Below are 14,859 nucleotides of genomic sequence, written 5' to 3'. Positions count from 1 at the left end.
TCGGTGAATGAAATACAAATCGGCCACATAAATACCGTGATAGAGCTAACTGCTTGCCCTAAAATTAAGCGAAATATTTCATTTTTAAACTATTTAACAATGCGCGCTACAATATTGCATTATCTTTGTTAACATAGGTAGCATATACTAAAACACACACATGAACAGAATAAACAAAGCATTACTCTATCTTGCATTGGGAATATTTCCCTATGCCAGTATCGCACAGGATAAGGATACGCCACCACCGAATTGGTATAATCTCGATTTTCAGAAAGATGGCATTATGGGAATCAGCACCGAAAAGGCCTATGACTTTTTGAAAAATAAAACGGCTAAACCGGTCGTGGTTGCCGTGCTGGATGGTGGTGTTGATATTCAACACGAAGATCTTAAAGAAGTGCTGTGGAAGAATCCAAAAGAAACGGCTGGTAGCACCAAAGACAATGATGGCAATGGCTATGCGGGCGATGTATACGGTTGGAATTTCTTGGGCAATGCCAATGGAGAAAATGTAAATCAAGATAATCTAGAGGTAACTCGATTGATTCGTAAATACGAGCCCAAGTACATTTCTGTATTGCCTAGTACACGACTTTCAGAGACCGAGCGTCGTGAGTTTGTTGCTTATCAGCAGATGATCGGTGATTACACCTCCAAGATGGATGAAGCACAATTTGGCGCTACGAACTATTCACGGTTAAAAGAAGATATTGACGGCATCGTTGCGAGTACTGGTAAAGAGCCAAAAGACATTACGAAAGCAGACCTCGATAAGATCACGCCGAGCAACGACCGCCAAAAAATGGCCATTCGGATTATCAAAAAAGAATTGGATAAAGATCCGTTTGACAAATTTTACGACAGCCTTACCGAAGGGGTGAAATATTATGAAGAGCAAGTGAACTTTCACTTGAATAAGGACTTCAATCCAAGAAGCATCATTGGCGACAATTATGATGATGCGAGCGAGCGCTATTACGGCAATCCGGATGTAAAAGGTCCAGACGCTGGTCATGGTACACACGTAGCTGGTATTATCGGTGCCAAACGCGGCAATAATATTGGTATTGATGGCGTAGCCAATCATGTCGAGATTATGGCGGTTCGTACCGTGCCAAACGGTGATGAGCACGATAAAGATGTGGCTAATGCTATTCGCTACGCAGTAGACAATGGTGCAAAGATCATCAACATGAGTTTTGGAAAGTCGTACGTATACAATAAGCAAACGGTGGACGATGCGGTCAAATATGCCGAATCTAAAGATGTCTTGTTGGTACATGCTGCTGGAAATGACGGCGCGGATGTAGATGTGACGAAGAATTATCCGATGAAATATTATACGGATAGTTTAGGATCTGTGCAGGGCGAGGCGAAAAACTGGATCACAGTAGGTGCTACGGGTTGGAAGCAAGATGCCGACTTAGTCGCAACGTTCTCGAATTATGGATACCGCAGTGTAGACGTATTTGCGCCAGGTGTACGTATCAATTCTACCATGCCAGAATCGACTTATAAAGAACAGCAAGGTACAAGTATGGCTGCGCCAGTAGTGGCAGGTTTGGCGGCAATATTGCGTTCGTATTATCCAGATTTGACCGCTCCAGAAGTAAAAGACATCATCTTAAAATCGGTGACCAAAGTAGATCAAAAAGTAAAAGTACCGGGCGAAGGTCGTTCTAAAAAAGCATACTTGGATGAGATCAGCGTATCTGGAGGTATTGTAAATGCCTATGAAGCGGTGAAATTGGCCGACGAATTAGCCAGTAAAAGATAATTTCTAAAAAATAATCAGAGCGGATACTATAAATGTCTATCTTGCGTTTAGATAGTATATTTTAATTTAAACGCTTATGGTTAAAGTTTTTACAAAAGATGAATCATTAGCTTATCCCGTAGACCGGCAGCCGAAAAAGCTGACTGATGGTCAATTTGAATTGGGCTTGCAAGCAAGCATCAAAAAACTGACTAAAAGTCCAAGCGAAAAGACTATCGAAGCGATTCTGGATTATTCCAAATCCTTACGCAAGCAACAATGATCTAAAAGCCTCAGAAATTCGTTTCTGAGGCTTTTCTTTTTTATCTCGATCGTGCCAATTTTTTAGTAGATTGGCCGTATGCAAAAAATCATTTCGACCTTATTCATCAGCTTTTGTCTTGCTTTTGGAGTCTTTGGACAAACGACGCATGTCATCTTCGATACGACTCATGGAGCGGTTGAAGTTGAACTATTCGATGATACGCCACAGCACCGTGACCTGTTTTTACAAGCAGTGAAAGACAGCGTATATCATCAGGCGTTGTTTAATCGAGTGATTGCTGGTTTCGTGAATCAGGGCGGCGAACTGGATGAACCTATTCTACAAGAAGAAGCCGAAGGATTGCGCAAACGCGAACGTCTGCCGGCTGAAATCTTGCCACAGCACTACCACTATAAAGGCGCTTTAGGTGCTGGTCGAGATGATAACCCCGAGAAAGCATCGTATCTAGCACAAATCTATTTTGTAATAGGGAAGGTGATTACTAACGCTGAATTGGATGCGTTAGAAAAAGCCAAATCTATTAAAATTCCAGCAAAACATCGAGAAATCTACACCAGCATAGGCGGTATACCACGATTGGATGGCGATTATACGATCTTCGGCAGAATTGTTCGAGGCTTGGATGTGATGGAGCAAATTAATCAGGTGGACACCGACTCATCGGATGTGCCACTCACGCCTGTGGTATTTTCGGTACGTGTTTTGGGAGAAGCTAAGCACTAGCTATGAAAAAATTAGATGTAACGCGCCAAGATCACGATACACTGAGTGAGGCGATCGACTTTTGGGAAACGCGCGGATATTTAGATCCGCAAAAAAGCGCTGAGTTGCGCGACTCGCTTGATGTGAAGAGTTTTGATTGGGGGCGCTTAGCTCGCTATGCGTTCTGGGTAGCGTTAGGTTGCTTAGTGTTCGCGATCTTATCACTTTTTATCGACGAAGCTTTTGTACAATTTGTGCAAAGCCTATCTGATGCGCCAGATGTGATCTACTTCGGTTTCTTTGCCGCGTTGGCGGTGATATTTTACGCGTTGGGTTTTCGCTACAAGCTACGGCATCCTACGAAAACGCTATCCATTGAAACCATGATGCTGGTGGGCGTATTTGCTACGGCTGCATCCATTGGCTTCCTAGGCAAGATATTGGGAAAAGATACTAGTCATTATTCCTTATTCTTCCTATTATCAGTAGTCATTTATGGCGTGCTGGCCGTACGATTCAAGTCACAACTCATCTGGATCTTTATGCTCATCAGTTTGGGGATTTGGTTTGGCACAGAAACCGCGCACCACAGTAATTGGGGGTTCAAGTTTTGGGGAATGAATTATCCGCTGCGGTTCACCCTGTTCGGTCTGGTGATTACGCTGATTGCGATATTTGTCGTGCCACGTGTTAAGGCTTTGTTGGAGTTTCGAAAAACCAGTTACGTAGTTGGCCTCATGTATCTAATGATATCCTTATGGGCATTGTCCATTTTTGGAAATTATAGCGATTGGGATCGTTGGGCATCCATTCGTCAATACGAAATGTTTTATTGGGGATTGATCTCCACCGCTGTTGCTTTAGGTTTGGTGTTATATGGTTTGCGCTTCAAAGATAATACGACGCGAGAAATCGGTTTTGTATTCTTCATCATCAATATCTATACCCGCTACGTCGAATATTTGTGGGATAATATGAATCGTACGCTTTTCTTTTTATTCTTAGCGGTTTCATTTTGGTTAGTAGGTCGATGGGCAGAGAAAATTTGGAATAAGCGTAACCTAGATTAGGCATTCTTTGAGTGTCCACATGGATTTCGAAGAGCTCCAGATAAACAAAATTGTTTATCTTTCCGGTTCAGATAAATTCCATGTATCTAAATATGATTAAAACATCTTTATTATTAAGCTATTTCCTTTTAGCTGTGTTGCAATTCGGCCATGCACAGTCTACCAAAAGAGGACAAAATCTGCCATTAATACCTTACCCGCAGTCGGTCGTGACGCAAGCAGGTTCTTGGTCTCCGAAGACAGAATTACTGCAATACTACAGCGATAATCTCGCCTTTTTTGAGCAAGAGATTGATGTGCTGACGCAGCAGGTATTTGCCGGGAAAACGCTACAACTCGCGCGCAACGCGGGCTCTGCGAATATCCTATTGGTGAAGGATGCTCATATCAAAGCCGAACATTACCAATTAGAAATCAATGCACAGGGCGTTCGCCTTAGCGCTGGCACAGCTTCTGGTATGTTTTATGGCTTACAATCACTAAACCAACTACTCATAACTGGTAAATCAAAACAAGCGCTTGCATTGCCTTTCATGAAGATCGAAGATGGGCCAAGTTTTGGTTGGCGCGGTGCACACTTGGATGTGGCCAGACATTTCTTTTCCAAAAAATACATATTCAGATTCATCGATTTGCTGGCCATGTATAAGTTCAACAAGTTCCATTTTCACCTCACGGATGATCAAGGCTGGCGCTTGGAGATTAAGCAATATCCGAAGCTCGCTGAAATGGGCGGTTGGAGAACGTATAACAATCATGATACGGCATTATTAGAAAAGGCGAAAACTAACCCTGATTTTGACTTGCCAAAAGAACATTTGCGCGAGCGCAATGGCGTGGTGGAGTATGGCGGCTACTACACACAAGATGACATGCGCGAGATCTTGCAGTATGCAGCAGCTAGACATATTGAGGTCATTCCAGAGATTGATATGCCAGGGCATATGTATATGGCGACAAAAGCCTATCCGGAGTTGCTATTAGATGCGGACGAAGCGAGCTGGGGCAAAAACTTCTCTACGCCAATCTGTCCATGCAAGGAAGAAGCCTATACTTTCGTAGAGAATGTGCTTTCGGAAGTGATGGAATTATACCCAAGCAAATACATTCACATCGGCGCCGATGAGGTAGAGAAAGATAGCTGGGAGAAATCGCCATTATGCCAAGCGTTGATGAAAGAGTTAAACATTACCGATTTAGATAAGCTGCAAAGTTATTTTGTGAATCGCGTCAATACCTACATTACTAAAAATGGTAAACAAGCCATCGGCTGGGATGAAGTATTGGATGGAGGAGTAGATAAGTCCATGACCGTGATGTACTGGCGCGGCTGGGAGAAAGATGCGCCGCACAAAGCTGCTTCTCTTGGGCATGAAGTCATCATGACGCCGACAAATCCTTTGTATTTTGATTTTCTTCCAAATAGCAGTTCACTCAATAGTGTCTATCATTTTCGCCCGATCCCATCGGATCTGCCAGCGCAAGATCGTGTGCTTATTATTGGAGCACAGGCAAATACTTGGACAGAAATGATCCCCTCGGTAGCAAGACTAGAGTTTATGATTTTGCCGAGATTGACGGCCTTAGCCGAGCGCGTATGGACGAATCAAGAGTTGTTTGCTTCTTACCAAGATCGTATTGTAGATCATTACCAAGCATGGCAACAATTGGGTTACAGTTTTCGTATGCCCGACTTGCAGGGCTTCGCCGATAAGCAAGTCATTGTAGATGGCAAAGCGGTATTGAAAGTGCATAATCCATTGACATGGGCTCAGGTGTACTACACAACCGACGGCAGTCTGCCATTGCCCACAAGTCCTGTATTTAAAGATGAATTAGTCGTTCGTGAACCAAGCCAAATCCGTTTTGCGTCGATTACGGAAAGTGGTGCAAAAAGTGAATTGTACCAAGTTGATTTTGTAAAAGATACGTGGAAGAAACCGGTCAAAGCATCAGTAAAAGGTCGTAAAAATGGTTTGCAAACCAAGTTCTATGCAGGCAAATTCCCGAAAGTAGCGACTATAAAAGGAACTGTCGTGCGCGAGGAAGTACTAAACAACGTGCATATTGCTGATACGGTGAATATGCCAGCCTTTGCGGCTCAGCTTCGCGGCTACATCCGCGCACCAAAGGATGGCATTTACAGTTTCTACTTTACTTGCGATGATGGCGGTGTATTGCGGATCGCAGAGCAAATGGTTGTCGATAACGATGGCAATCATTCCCCTGTGATGAAGAGCGGACAGATTGCGTTGAAAAAAGGTTTGCACGACTTCGCTATTGACTTTATCGAAGCGGGCGGCGGTTTTACGTTAGAACTCAAATACAGCGTAGATGGGGGAGAAGTACAGCCAATTCCTGATGATTGGTTCTACCAACCTTAAGCGCCTAATAGCGATAAAAAGACGAAAGCCCTTGAAGTGATTCAAGGGCTTTCGTCTTTTATGAATTTTATATTGAATTAGCGGGTGCCGCCATCTTCTGGAATATCGACTACTAATCTATTGTCGCGATTCGCAATGTCCCATATGGTATGGAAGATCAAGTGTTCGCGTTTCACCATCATTGGGAAGTCAATCTTGTCTACCGTATCTTCTGGTGTGTGATAGTGCGGGTGTAAGCCCGAGAAGAAGAACAACGATGGAATACCTTTCTTCGCAAAGTTATAGTGATCTGAGCGATAATACAGGCGCATCGGATCTTTTGGATCATTGTACATGCCGTCTAGTTCCAGACCCGTATATTCTTCGTTTGCTTTCTCTACCAATGGATTCAATTCTGAACTTAGTTTGTTCGTGCCGATCACATGCACGTAGTTGTGGTTGCCTTCCAAGTGCTTATCATCAATCCGTCCGATCATATCGATGTTGATACAAGTAACCGTGTTTGCTAGCGGGAAAATCGGGTTTTCTACATAGAAATTAGATCCTAACAAACCTTTTTCTTCCGCCGCATAAGCGATGAACAAGATGCTGCGACGTGGACCTTTCCCGTCTTTTTTTGCTGCCGCAAAAGCGCGAGCCATATCGATTACCGCTACTGTGCCTGTTCCGTTATCATCAGCACCAGGGAAAATCGTTCCGTCTGGCAAGATGCCATCGTGATCCCAGTGACCACCAATAACCACGATTTCGTCTTTCAGATCAGATCCTTCTAACAAGCCCAAGACATTTGGATCGTCCAAATCTTCTTGGCTGTTACCCATTTCTGCGCTCAATTTTGATTTGATTACAAAAGAATTCGGTTTTTTGGTATCCGATATTTTCTTTTTTACCTGATCTAGATTGGTTTTTTTAGATTCCAAAATGCTGTTGATCATAGCCTCTGTGGTGATCACCATCGGCACACCATTATTTACCTCCGTATTCTCGGATTTCTTCAAAGCAACACGACCAGTAGATAGTCTTCCACTAATACGAGGAAGATTCTGCGCTATTTGAGATGTAGTTCCAATGATCATTTTTGGATTTTTCTTCATCAACTCCTGTAATCGCTTTAGGCGACTGCGCGTCCAGTCCGATTCTTTGTCTGTACCCGTGATCAATGAATTTCCAGCAGCATCTTTGGGCTCGCCTTCGTTCACAAATACAATCACTTTACCCGAAATATCCAAACCGTTGAGGTCATTGTACTTCTCATCTTCAATACCGTAGCCAATGAAGATCAATTCATCTGCGCTGTAGTTTTGCAAGGTGTTTTCGCCTTGTACGTAAAAGTCTTTGCCGTACGTATACGACTTGCCGCCAATGCTAAAGTTCTTCACGGCATACACCGATTTCACCAGACTCACTGGTTGAAAGTAGGAGCCATTGACCGGTTTTTTCAATCCAAAGGATTCGAATTGCTGCGCTACGTATTCTGCCGCTTTGCGACCACCAGCTTGGCCAGTTCCTCGGCCTTCGAACGCTGGGGAAGCTAGTATGGTTAAGTGTTTTTTAGCCAGTTCTTCGGTGATCTCGACAGCGTATTTCTTCTGTGCGGCATCTTGCGCAAATGTGCAGCTCCAAACCGCTGGCACGATAAATAATAAGGAAAGGTACTTTTTCATGTATGTGTTTCAGTTCGTGTGGTTAGTTACTCGTTATACATGTTTTTACATGCAGGCGATCTTATTCACGCGGTTAGCGTGTCTGCCGCCTTCAAAATCCGTCGTTAGGAAAGCTTGAACGATCTTCTTCGCCAATTCAATATCGATAAATCGTGCTGGAATACAAATCACATTCGCATTATTGTGCTGTCGTGCTAGTACCGCAATCTCTTCTAGCCAAGCAATCGCGGCGCGGATGCCTTGGTGCTTATTGGCGGTAATCGCCACACCATTGGCGCTGCCACAAATCAAAATTCCTAATTCGTTTTCCTCCTTTTCCACACTGCTCGATACGGGGTGCGCAAAGTCCGGGTAATCAACCGAATCGCCATTAGAAGGGCCGAAATCGGCTACCGTGTAGCCAGATTCATTCAACATGGTGATCAATAGTTGCTTATATTCAAATCCTGCGTGATCGCTGCCGATGGCTATTTTTTTAGACATATATCTTTAAATTACTTGGTTTTATAGAACTCTTTTTCACGTTGCAATTTACTACGCTTTACACTGGCCGATACGGAGATACTTAATTCATAAAGTATAAACATCGGTGCACTGACGGTAAGTAAGGTAATGACATCCGCCGTAGGCGTAATGATAGCCGCAATGATGAGAATGATCACGATCGCATAACGTCTGCTGGCGCGCATGAATTCTGGTGTCATGATACCCAACTTGGATAAGATGAAGATCAAGATCGGCAATAAAAAGATCACACCACAACCTAAAGTCAAGGTCGCAATGGTGGACAGGTAAGAGTCGATCGTAATCTGGTTGGTAATCTCTTCACTCAACGACACGTTGGCTAGGAAGTTAACCGATAGCGGTACTACGATGTAATAGCCAAATAAAGCTCCGATGATAAATAGAATGGTCGCGTAGAATACAAAGCCTTGTGCGCCTTTGCGCTCTACATCGGTCAGAGCAGGTTTTACAAACAACCAGACCTCAAATAATAGGTACGGGAATCCCAGTGCGACGGCCATCAATAAACAGGAGTTGATCTGCAACATAAATTGACCGGCCAACTCGGTGTTGATGATATTAAACGGGATGCGCTCTACACAAAACCCATCTAAGCTGAGTAAATCCCCAACTTTGCACATCATGCGATAAGTCCAAAAATCTAGATTTTTGGGTCCCATGATGATGTCGTTGAACACAAAATCGTAGAAGGTGAACGCTAGAATGGCAAATACGGCAATGGCAATGACCGAGCGGATAAGATGCCATCTTAGGACCTCTATATGTTCAAAAAAAGACATCTCTGCCTCTATGCTCTTTCCCTTATCTTTTAATGCCTGTAGAAGTTTTAAGTTTTTATTTGACATGTAGTTATGTTATTCAAAGACTAGTATAAACAAAAATACCATTCTTCGGTCGAAGAATGGTATTTTTTTTTGATTGTAACGTAGTCTTTAAGATTGCGATTCGTCTGCGTATTCTGTCAGATCGAATGTCTCCATAAACTTCGTGGTGAAGTTACCTGCACGGAAGTTAGGATCACGCATCAAACGAAGGTGTAATGGGATCGTAGTTTTGATACCTTCGATCACAAATTCACTCAACGCACGTTCCATTGTATTCAACGCTTCTTCACGGGTCTGTGCTGTACAGATCAGTTTGGCGATCATCGAATCGTAGTTCGGTGGAATAGTATATCCAGCATATACATGCGTGTCTACACGTACACCGTGACCACCTGGAGAGTGGAAATTCGTGATTTTACCAGGTGATGGACGGAAGTTATTGAATGGATCTTCCGCATTGATACGGCATTCGATCGCATGCATGTTCGGCTCGTAGTTTTTTCCTGAAATAGGAATACCTGCAGCCACTTTGATCTGCTCTTTGATCAAGTCAAAGCTGACCACCTCCTCTGTAACCGGATGTTCCACCTGAATTCGGGTGTTCATCTCCATAAAATAGAAGTTGCGGTGTTTATCAACCAAAAATTCGATCGTACCAGCTCCTTCATATTTCACCGCCATCGCACCTTTGATAGCTGCCTCGCCCATTTTGGCGCGCAAATCTGGTGTGATAAAAGGAGAAGGTGCTTCTTCTACTAGTTTTTGATGTCTACGTTGTATAGAACAGTCACGCTCAGAAAGGTGACATACTTTGCCATATTGATCTCCGATCACTTGGATTTCGATGTGACGTGGTTCTTCCACATATTTCTCTAGGTACATACCATCATTACCGAATGCAGCGGCAGATTCCTGACGGGCAGAATCCCAGTTAGGTTCAAACTCCTCATCTTTCCAGATGATGCGCATTCCACGACCACCACCACCGGCAGTTGCTTTGATAATAACTGGATAACCAATTTCATTAGCCAACTGAATACCTGTTTTTACATCAGGTAATAATCCTGCCGAACCGGGTACCGTAGGTACACCAGCGGCTTTCATGGTTGCTTTGGCAGATGCTTTGTCGCCCATTTTCTCAATCTGATCAGCCGTAGCACCAATGAACTTGATGCCGTATTCTGCACAGATGGCAGAAAACTTTGCGTTTTCAGATAAGAAGCCGTAGCCTGGATGAATGGCATCCGCATTAGTCAATTCAGCAGCCGAGATAATGTTAGGGATATTTAAATAGGAATCCTTACTGGCCGGCGGGCCGATACATACTGCTTCGTCCGCAAATCGTACATGTAAACTATCTCTATCGGCAGTAGAATATACTGCCACACTTTGAATGCCCATCTCACGACATGTGCGGATAATGCGAAGTGCTATTTCGCCCCGGTTGGCAATCAGTATTTTTTTAAACATAAATTCTTGATAAAGTAAACAATGGAACAGCTTGTTCTCTCTTCTTTTCGAAGAAAAAATTAGCTAGGATCTACCAAGAATAATGGTTGATCATATTCTACTGGTTGAGCATCCTCCACCAAAACTTTCACGATCTTACCTGAAACTTCAGATTCGATTTCGTTGAATAATTTCATAGCTTCTACGATGCAAAGTACTTTACCTGACGTAATCTCATCACCTACATTGGCAAAAGTTGGTTTGCCAGGTCCTGCTGAACGGTAGAATGTACCGATCATCGGAGATTTTATGGTGATATATTTTGAGCTATCATCTGCTGCAGCTGGTTTTGCCGCTGCTTGTGGGGCTACACTAGCTGATTCAGCAACTGGCGCTACACTTGGCGCAGCAGCTGGTGCTGCCTGAGGTACAGTAGCCGTTACATATGTAGGTTCTTGATTCGTTTTGATCGTAATCTTGAAATCCTTTTCTTCAATAGATACTTCGTTTACTCCAGACTTGGAAACGAACTTTATCAAATCTTGTACTTGTTTGATATCCATGCTCATAGTCTATTCTATTTTATAGTCTTGTTTGTAGTAGTTATATACGATATTATTTAGGATCGTATGCCCATTTCAAATAGGTAGCGCCCCAGGTGAATCCACCACCGAAAGCTGCCATAATAATATTGTCCCCTTTTTTTAATTTACTTTCCCATTCCCAAAGGCACATTGGGATCGTAGCGCTGGTTGTATTTCCAAACTTTTGGATGTTGACCATCACTTTTTCTTCTGGTAATCCAGCACGCTCTGCCGTGGCATCAATGATGCGTTTGTTAGCTTGGTGTGGCGCTAACCAACTAATATCTTCCGAAGTTAGTTCGTTTTTCTCCATGATCTCAGCCACTACATCTGCCATATTAGTAACGGCAAATTTGAATACGCTACGTCCTTCTTGGTGTGCAAAGTGCATTTTGGCATCTACCGTGGCATGAGAAGCTGGATGTAAAGAACCACCTCCTTTTAGATTCAAGAATTCGGCTCCTGCACCATCTGTTTTCAGAATAGAATCTTGCAAACCATATCCTTCGGTATCGGGCTCTAATAGTACGCAACCACAACCATCTCCAAATAAGATACAGGTATTGCGATCTTCGTAGTTCACGATAGACGACATTTTGTCGGCACCGACCACTAAAACTTTTGAGTGCTTTCCAGATTCGATGAACTGAGAAGCCGTCGTAAGTCCGAATAAGAAACCCGAGCAAGCCGCTTGCAAATCATATCCCCAAGCATTGGTTGCGCCAATCTTGTTTGCTACAATATTTGCGGTAGCCGGAAACATCATATCAGGCGTACTGGTACACACGATAATCAGCTCGATATCTTTTGCGGTGATACCGCGTTTTTTAAGTAAACCTTCGATGGCTGGTACCGCCAAGTCAGAAGTCGCTTTGCCTTCACCTTTAAGGATGCGTCTTTCTTGGATGCCGGTACGGCTTACAATCCATTCATCATTAGTGTCTACCATGGTCTCCAATTCCCGGTTCGTCAACACATAATCGGGAACGTATCCATTTACAGCTGTTATTGCAGCACGGATTTTTGACATGTTCTATTATTTAATTGCAGACTTGATTCGCTCGATGAATTTCGAGGAGATCATATCTCGTGATTGTAAAACCATATTTTTGATCGCCGTAGGCGTGGAGATACCATGCCCAATAACAACCGGTGCGTTGACACCCAACACTGGGCTACCACCAAATTGCTCGTAGTTGAAGCGATCAAAGAACTCATCTTTAAAACCTTTCTTTAACGTAACTACGTAGAAGGACTCTGCCAACTTCAAAATTACATTTCCAGTATACCCATCACACACGAATACATCGGCATGATCAGAGAATAAATCTCTGCCTTCGGCATTGCCGATAAAATTAATTTTTTCGTTGGCTTTGAGTAAAGGGTAGGTGCTGGTGGTTAATAAGTTTCCTTTCTCTGCTTCTTCCCCAATATTGATCAGACCTACTCTTGGCTTTTCAATACGCAATACGTGTTCTGCGTAGAAGCTACCAAGAATAGCAAAGTGATTCAACATTTCTGGTTTACAATCCGCGTTGGCTCCTACGTCAAGCATAACCGCTGTACCACCTTTCAACTGGGGCACATTAGTGGCAATTGCGGGGCGCAAAATTCCCGGAATAGTTTTAACGCTAAACATGGAACCAACCAGCATAGCACCCGTATTTCCAGCAGAAGCGAAAGAGTCAATCTTTCCGTCTTTTAGAAATTCAAATCCTTTGGATATAGAAGAGTTAGGTTTTTGCGTGATTGCTTTTGTGGGATGTTCGTGCATACCAATTTCTTCGGGAGCATGAACGTAGTCAAAAGCGGAAACATCACCGCCGGCGTTCGAGATCAGTTCTCGGGTTTTTTCTTCATCTCCAAATAGCACCAATCGTTGGTCATTTTGGAGGTTTTGCTGAGCTTCAATAGCTCCTTGTATCGTAGAGTTAGGGGCGTAATCTCCTCCTAGTACGTCTAAACCAATCTTCATTCGTTATTATTTAATGAGTCAATAATACGAAAAAACATCCCAATGTACAGGGAATAAATCGAATTAATCTCTGTCAATGGGATGTTTCGGAAGTTCCTTAGATTGCCGCTGTATTCTCGATAATCAATTTGCCGTTGTAGAACAAGTTACCATCAACGGTGTATGCGCGGTGTGGCAAATGCACTGCACCAGTTTCTTGACATACTGTCAAACTTGGTTTATCCGCTTTATAGTGCGTTCTTCTTTTGTCTCTTCTTGACTTAGACATTTTACGTTTTGGATGTGCCATCTCGTATGTGTATTTTTAGTTATTTTTAATATTCTTTAATGCTTCCCAGCGAGGATCCACCTGATCCTCTTTTAATTCATTCTTAACCGTCTCTTCGTCTGCCAACTGTTGTAGCATCTCTGGATCACAATCGATATTCTCGCCTTGTTCACTACATTTTGGATAGTGTGGTACGCATACATTGATGTATTCGTAAAGCAAGTTAGAAATGTCGAATTCGTAATCATTGTGTGATAATACAATGATCTCGTCCGAATCTTGATCCCACTCATCATGTGTGAACTTGACAATCACGCGCTCCTTCGTGCTCAGTGGAGCTTGAAATTCACGCAGACATACATCGCAGGTAAGTGTGATGTGGCCATTGATATCAAAGTTCGTGATCAGCATGTTCTCCTGCTTCTGTAATTGTACTTGAGCAATGAGTTTACCCTTTTTTACCAGGGAGTGATCAAAACATGCAAAGAACGCGTCATCGACGTCAAATTCGAAATTGTGCTTACCAGCCGAAAGGCCTGAAAATGGTATTTTATATTTTTTTAAATACTTCACAATCCAGTATTTGAGCCTGCAAAGATAATAGTAAAAACTATAGATTGCAACTCTTTTTTAAAACCTTTATTGTTCTTCGTCTCCGTAATATTTCTCGCCGAGCTTGATTTTTTCTCGTCCATTCTCCATGCGCCACTTATTGGTGTCGCGAAGCGAGTAGGCACAACCGCAGTATTCCTGCATATAGAAGCGTTCTCGCTTGCTAATATCTAGCATGCGTGCACCGCCACCTTTTTTGCGCCAGTTGAATGTCCAGTAGTCCATATTCTCGTGGCGAGATGCAGCGCGTACCCCACAATCATTGATCTGATCCATGTTTTTCCAACGCGATATGCCCAATGAGCTGGAAATTACATCGAAGCCATTTGCAGCCGCGTATTCTGCAGTTTTTTCAAAGCGCATATCAAAGCACATGGTGCAGCGAATGCCTTTTTCAGGTTCGTTTTCCATGCCTTTGGCCAACTCAAACCAATGATCTACATCATAATCTGCATCAATGAATGGAATATTGTGCTTTTCCGCAAAGCGAATGTTTTCCTCTTTACGCAAATCATATTCACTCCGTGGATGAATGTTTGGATTGTAGAAGTATATGGTAAAATCAATCTCTGATGAAATCAGCGCTTCCATCACTTCTCCTGAGCACGGTGCGCAACAGGAGTGCAGTAGCAGCTTCTTGCCTTCATTAGGTAGGTTGATTTTTTCCCGAACGAACGGTTTATTTTCCATAGCTCCAAAGTTACCTACTTCCACGCACATTCAAAAATTATCGTGCTGAATTGCGTGAAAGACAAAC

Annotated in this window: 15 protein-coding genes; 5 read left to right on the top strand and 10 right to left on the bottom strand. The window is 43.1% G+C overall.

All coding sequences use genetic code 11. From position 1 onward, the window contains the following. The first annotated feature begins 160 nt into the window (after positions 1-160). From DC487_RS11710 to DC487_RS11690, 5 genes are all read left to right on the top strand, one after another. Positions 161-1,780: a S8 family peptidase gene (locus DC487_RS11710; protein ID WP_116776159.1), complete on the top strand. Its 1,620-nt coding sequence runs from the start codon at positions 161-163 to the stop codon at positions 1,778-1,780. 76 nt (positions 1,781-1,856) lie between these two features. After that, positions 1,857-2,042: a hypothetical protein gene (locus tag DC487_RS11705; RefSeq protein ID WP_116776158.1), complete on the top strand. Its 186-nt coding sequence runs from the start codon at positions 1,857-1,859 to the stop codon at positions 2,040-2,042. Positions 2,043-2,120: 78 nt separating this feature from the next. Then, on the top strand, positions 2,121-2,768 hold the full coding sequence (locus tag DC487_RS11700; protein WP_116776157.1) for a peptidylprolyl isomerase: 648 nt from the start codon (positions 2,121-2,123) through the stop codon (positions 2,766-2,768). Between the two features lie 2 nt (positions 2,769-2,770). Continuing rightward, the gene (locus DC487_RS11695) at positions 2,771-3,817 is read left to right on the top strand and encodes a DUF2157 domain-containing protein (RefSeq protein ID WP_116776156.1); all 1,047 of its coding nucleotides are present in this window, start codon (positions 2,771-2,773) and stop codon (positions 3,815-3,817) included. A gap of 92 nt (positions 3,818-3,909) precedes the next feature. Next, the gene (locus DC487_RS11690) at positions 3,910-6,201 is read left to right on the top strand and encodes a family 20 glycosylhydrolase (RefSeq protein ID WP_116776367.1); all 2,292 of its coding nucleotides are present in this window, start codon (positions 3,910-3,912) and stop codon (positions 6,199-6,201) included. A gap of 77 nt (positions 6,202-6,278) precedes the next feature. Here the strand turns inward: DC487_RS11690 and DC487_RS11685 are convergent, their stop codons facing one another. The 10 genes from DC487_RS11685 to DC487_RS11640 all read right to left on the bottom strand — a co-directional run bounded on the left by DC487_RS11685 (position 6,279) and on the right by DC487_RS11640 (position 14,792). Then, the gene (locus tag DC487_RS11685; RefSeq protein ID WP_116776155.1) at positions 6,279-7,865 is read right to left on the bottom strand and encodes a M28 family peptidase; all 1,587 of its coding nucleotides are present in this window, start codon (positions 7,863-7,865) and stop codon (positions 6,279-6,281) included. 45 nt (positions 7,866-7,910) lie between these two features. Beyond that, positions 7,911-8,348, bottom strand: a complete 438-nt coding sequence (gene rpiB, locus DC487_RS11680; RefSeq protein WP_116776154.1) for a ribose 5-phosphate isomerase B — start codon at positions 8,346-8,348, stop codon at positions 7,911-7,913. A gap of 11 nt (positions 8,349-8,359) precedes the next feature. Further along, positions 8,360-9,235, bottom strand: a complete 876-nt coding sequence (tatC, locus tag DC487_RS11675) for a twin-arginine translocase subunit TatC (RefSeq protein ID WP_116776153.1) — start codon at positions 9,233-9,235, stop codon at positions 8,360-8,362. An 87-nt stretch (positions 9,236-9,322) separates the two neighbouring features. After that, complete coding sequence (accC, locus tag DC487_RS11670; RefSeq protein WP_116776152.1) at positions 9,323-10,684, bottom strand: acetyl-CoA carboxylase biotin carboxylase subunit; 1,362 nt, start codon at positions 10,682-10,684, stop codon at positions 9,323-9,325. Positions 10,685-10,743: 59 nt separating this feature from the next. After that, the gene (accB, locus tag DC487_RS11665; RefSeq protein ID WP_116776151.1) at positions 10,744-11,232 is read right to left on the bottom strand and encodes an acetyl-CoA carboxylase biotin carboxyl carrier protein; all 489 of its coding nucleotides are present in this window, start codon (positions 11,230-11,232) and stop codon (positions 10,744-10,746) included. Positions 11,233-11,278: 46 nt separating this feature from the next. Beyond that, positions 11,279-12,277: a beta-ketoacyl-ACP synthase III gene (locus tag DC487_RS11660; RefSeq protein ID WP_116776150.1), complete on the bottom strand. Its 999-nt coding sequence runs from the start codon at positions 12,275-12,277 to the stop codon at positions 11,279-11,281. A gap of 6 nt (positions 12,278-12,283) precedes the next feature. Beyond that, the gene (gene plsX / locus DC487_RS11655; protein ID WP_116776149.1) at positions 12,284-13,222 is read right to left on the bottom strand and encodes a phosphate acyltransferase PlsX; all 939 of its coding nucleotides are present in this window, start codon (positions 13,220-13,222) and stop codon (positions 12,284-12,286) included. 97 nt (positions 13,223-13,319) lie between these two features. Continuing rightward, positions 13,320-13,511, bottom strand: coding sequence for a 50S ribosomal protein L32 (gene rpmF / locus DC487_RS11650; RefSeq protein ID WP_066755120.1), 192 nt, complete (start codon positions 13,509-13,511; stop codon positions 13,320-13,322). A 15-nt stretch (positions 13,512-13,526) separates the two neighbouring features. Beyond that, positions 13,527-14,063, bottom strand: a complete 537-nt coding sequence (locus tag DC487_RS11645; protein ID WP_116776148.1) for a YceD family protein — start codon at positions 14,061-14,063, stop codon at positions 13,527-13,529. Between the two features lie 66 nt (positions 14,064-14,129). Next, complete coding sequence (locus tag DC487_RS11640; protein WP_116776366.1) at positions 14,130-14,792, bottom strand: epoxyqueuosine reductase QueH; 663 nt, start codon at positions 14,790-14,792, stop codon at positions 14,130-14,132. Between the last annotated feature and the right edge of the window lie 67 nt (positions 14,793-14,859).

Origin of the sequence: Sphingobacterium corticibacter (genome assembly GCF_003076635.1) — a bacterium.
In the GTDB taxonomy this organism is placed as follows: Bacteria; Bacteroidota; Bacteroidia; order Sphingobacteriales; family Sphingobacteriaceae; genus Sphingobacterium; species Sphingobacterium corticibacter.
The sequence above is the reverse complement of the archived record's forward strand: the minus strand, read 5'-3'. Positions and strand labels throughout refer to the sequence as shown.

Bases quoted from the DNA above. Each gene is read 5' to 3' on its own strand.
- DC487_RS11710 (WP_116776159.1), top strand. From the start codon at position 161: ATGAACAGAATAAACAAAGCATTACTCTATCTTGCATTGGGAATATTT.
- DC487_RS11705 (WP_116776158.1), top strand. From the start codon at position 1,857: ATGGTTAAAGTTTTTACAAAAGATGAATCATTAGCTTATCCCGTAGAC.
- DC487_RS11700 (WP_116776157.1), top strand. From the start codon at position 2,121: ATGCAAAAAATCATTTCGACCTTATTCATCAGCTTTTGTCTTGCTTTT.
- DC487_RS11695 (WP_116776156.1), top strand. From the start codon at position 2,771: ATGAAAAAATTAGATGTAACGCGCCAAGATCACGATACACTGAGTGAG.
- DC487_RS11690 (WP_116776367.1), top strand. From the start codon at position 3,910: ATGATTAAAACATCTTTATTATTAAGCTATTTCCTTTTAGCTGTGTTG.
- DC487_RS11685 (WP_116776155.1), bottom strand. From the start codon at position 7,865: ATGAAAAAGTACCTTTCCTTATTATTTATCGTGCCAGCGGTTTGGAGC.
- rpiB (WP_116776154.1), bottom strand. From the start codon at position 8,348: ATGTCTAAAAAAATAGCCATCGGCAGCGATCACGCAGGATTTGAATAT.
- tatC (WP_116776153.1), bottom strand. From the start codon at position 9,235: ATGTCAAATAAAAACTTAAAACTTCTACAGGCATTAAAAGATAAGGGA.
- accC (WP_116776152.1), bottom strand. From the start codon at position 10,684: ATGTTTAAAAAAATACTGATTGCCAACCGGGGCGAAATAGCACTTCGC.
- accB (WP_116776151.1), bottom strand. From the start codon at position 11,232: ATGAGCATGGATATCAAACAAGTACAAGATTTGATAAAGTTCGTTTCC.
- DC487_RS11660 (WP_116776150.1), bottom strand. From the start codon at position 12,277: ATGTCAAAAATCCGTGCTGCAATAACAGCTGTAAATGGATACGTTCCC.
- plsX (WP_116776149.1), bottom strand. From the start codon at position 13,222: ATGAAGATTGGTTTAGACGTACTAGGAGGAGATTACGCCCCTAACTCT.
- rpmF (WP_066755120.1), bottom strand. From the start codon at position 13,511: ATGGCACATCCAAAACGTAAAATGTCTAAGTCAAGAAGAGACAAAAGA.
- DC487_RS11640 (WP_116776366.1), bottom strand. From the start codon at position 14,792: ATGGAAAATAAACCGTTCGTTCGGGAAAAAATCAACCTACCTAATGAA.